The sequence below is a fragment of the Sphaerisporangium aureirubrum genome, from assembly GCF_042658925.1.
Taxonomy (GTDB): Bacteria; Actinomycetota; Actinomycetes; order Streptosporangiales; family Streptosporangiaceae; genus Sphaerisporangium; species Sphaerisporangium aureirubrum.
Window position 1 is genome coordinate 1 of sequence record NZ_JBHSRF010000169.1, and the last position, 2876, is coordinate 2876.

A 2876-nucleotide genomic window follows, 5' to 3' on the forward strand; every position below is an offset into this window, starting at 1 on the left:
GGGGGTGGGGGGTCTGGGAGGGTTGGGGGGTGATTAGAGGGGCTTTGTTGGTGGCGGGGACTACCTCGGATGCGGGGAAGAGTGTGGTTACGGCGGGGGTTTGCCGGTGGTTGGCGCGGAGGGGGGTGCGGGTGGCGCCGTTCAAGGCGCAGAACATGTCGCTGAACTCGTTCGTCACGGCGGAGGGGGCGGAGATCGGGCGGGCGCAGGTGGCGCAGGCTTGGGCGGCGGGGGTGGAGCCTTCGGCGGATATGAATCCGATTCTGCTGAAGCCGGGTGGGGAGCGGCGGAGTCAGGTCGTGGTGATGGGGAAGCCGTTCGCTGAGGTGGACGCGATGGAGTACGGGGCGTACAAGGACCGGCTGCGGGAGGTGGCGCTGCAGGCGTACTGGCGGCTGCGGGAGAAGTACGACGTGGTGGTGTGCGAGGGGGCGGGGAGTCCGGCGGAGATCAATCTGCGGCGGGGGGACATCGCGAACATGGGGCTGGCGCGGGCCGCGGGGATTCCGGTGGTCGTGGTGGGGGACATCGACCGGGGTGGGGTGTTCGCGGCGATGTACGGGACGGTGGCCCTGCTGGAGGCGGCGGATCAGGCGCTGATCAGCGGGTTCGTGGTCAACAAGTTCCGGGGGGCGCCGGAGCTGCTCGCGCCGGGGCTGGAGTCGTTGCGGCGGCTTACCGGGCGGCCGGTGTTCGGGGTGCTGCCGTGGCTGGACGGTCTGTGGCTCGATCTGGAGGATTCCCTCGCGCTGGACAACCGGCAGGTTCCGGTGGACGAGGCGGCGGGGGAGCGGTTGCGGGTGGTGGTGGTGCGGTATCCGAGGATCTCCAATTTCACGGACGTGGACGCGCTGGCGGCCGAGCCGGGGGTGAGTGTGCGGTTCGTGTCGCGGGCGGGGGACGCGGCGGAGGTGCGGGAGGCCGATCTGGTGGTTCTGCCGGGGTCGCGGGCCACGGTCAGCGATCTGGAGTGGTTGAGGAGTACGGGGCTGGCCGACGCGGTGCGGGGGCGGCGGGGGCCGGTCCTCGGCATCTGCGGGGGGTACCAGATGCTTGGCCACTCCATCGTGGATGAGGTGGAGTCCAGCGTCGGGCGGGTGGCTGGGCTGGGGCTGCTGCCAGTCACCGTGGAGTTCGCGAGGGACAAGACGCTGGCGCGGCCGGAGGGGACGGCCTATGGGTGCCGGGTTTCGGCGTACGAGATTCATCACGGGGTCGTGACGGTGACCGGGGACGCCGAGCCGTTCCTGGACGGGTGCCGGGTGGGGGACGTGTGGGGGACGACCTGGCACGGGGCGCTGGAGAACGACGACTTCCGGCGGGCGTTCCTCGCTGATGTCGCCGCGCGGGCGGGGCGGGAGTTCGTGCCCGCGCCGGGGGTGTCGTTCGCAGGGCTGCGGGAGCGGCAGTTCGACGCGCTCGGGGATCTGGTGGAGCGGTACGTGGACACCGAGGCGCTGCTGGAGCTGATCGAGAAGGGGGCGCCGGCGGGGCTGCCCGTGCTACCGCCGGGCGGGGATGTCTAGCGGGTGAGGCGGGACTCGACGTGGGTGGCCAGGGACTGCCGGGTGATGCTCGCCGCTGACGCCCCTGTGGCGGAGGCCTTCGCCGATGGTGCTTTCCGCGCTGTCGGGGGGTGACGAAACCTCCAGGGACATGGATATCTCAAGAATCACATTCGCCGCTCCGGATAAATCGGAGTTTGTGCGATAGTTCAGCCCAGCGATCAAACGCTACTGCTCTCCATGTGTAGGGTCGCTTGGTTGCGGAAGGTACCCGGCTACACCGGATTACGGCATATGGAGGGCTGCGGAATGCTCTTGGTCTACGACGGCGACTGCGGCTTCTGCCGGATGTGCCTTGATATGGCGAGGAAGTTCCTCCCCTACATGCCGAGGGTGACCGCGTGGCAGGGGCTCGACCTCGCCCGCCACGGTCTCACCCTCGCCCAGGTCAACGCCTCGGTCCAGCTCCTCGGCCCGGACGGTCTGCGCGCCCACGGCGCCCGCGCCGTCGCCCTCCTCCTCGCCGTCCAGCCCTCCCTGCCGCTGCGCGTCCTTGGCCGCGTCGCCCTCACACCTCCGGTCAGCTGGGCCGCCGACGTGGCCTACCGCGTCATCTCGCGCTACCGCCACCGCCTCCCCGGCGGCACGAGCACCTGCGGCATCGACGCCAAGTAGCCCGCCGTACGGCGGCGCCGATCTGGCCGAATGTGGGACCCGCCGTGTCGGCGCCGGGGAGTAGCCCCGGAGCGGGGGCAAATGGGGGTGCGGCGGTTGGAGTGCGGCGGCTCGGCGTGCGGTGATCGAGGAGGAGGGAATCGGGTTCGTCAGCGCTCCTTCGGCGGTGCGAGTGTTTGCGAAGCGACGTCAAGTAGCTCGCCATACCGGCGGCGCCGGCTCTCGCCGTACCGTGGTCCGCGTCGCCGATGGCACAGAACTCTCCCATGGCGGCTAGAACCGGGGACGTGCTGGGCGTGGAGTCGAGTCGGAGGGCACGGATCGTAACGCGCGGTGAGTGCGGTGAGCCCGGCAGGCTCGGGGGTGCGGGGGTGTCCCCCGCATTAGGACAGCCCTTGCGTCTTCCGCGCGAAGCGCGTCCTCCGGCAAGGACCGTTTCACCTGGCGCCGCACGCATCGCGGGTTGTCCGCCGTAGGGCGGCGCCGATTTCGCCGTACCACGTCCCGCCGTCTCGGCGCCGGGAAAGGAGAGCTGACGTGGTAGGGGGCGGGTTCGTCGTGCGGCGTCCCGCTGTGCGGGGGGTCCTGCTGTGCGGCGTTCCGTCGTGCGAAACGTCTCGCTGGCGTCGGGAGGCGTTGCCGCGGAGCGGGACGGGTGAAGGGAGGGGGTTGCCGGATGTGGGAAAGGAAGGTGGG

The 2876-nt window shown here is 70.5% G+C and carries 2 protein-coding genes; both read left to right on the top strand.

Going from position 1 to position 2876, the window contains the following annotated elements; translation table 11 throughout:
• Positions 1-32 precede the first annotated feature (32 nt).
• A complete protein-coding gene (locus ACFP1K_RS40930) occupies positions 33-1526 on the top strand; it encodes a cobyric acid synthase (RefSeq protein ID WP_380763969.1) in 1494 nt (497 codons plus the stop codon).
• A gap of 288 nt (positions 1527-1814) precedes the next feature.
• Entirely contained in the window at positions 1815-2180 is a 366-nt protein-coding gene (locus tag ACFP1K_RS40935) for a thiol-disulfide oxidoreductase DCC family protein (protein ID WP_380763967.1), read from the top strand.
• Positions 2181-2876: the final 696 nt, after the last annotated feature.

Bases quoted from the DNA above. Each gene is read 5' to 3' on its own strand.
- ACFP1K_RS40935 (WP_380763967.1), top strand. From the start codon at position 1,815: ATGCTCTTGGTCTACGACGGCGACTGCGGCTTCTGCCGGATGTGCCTT.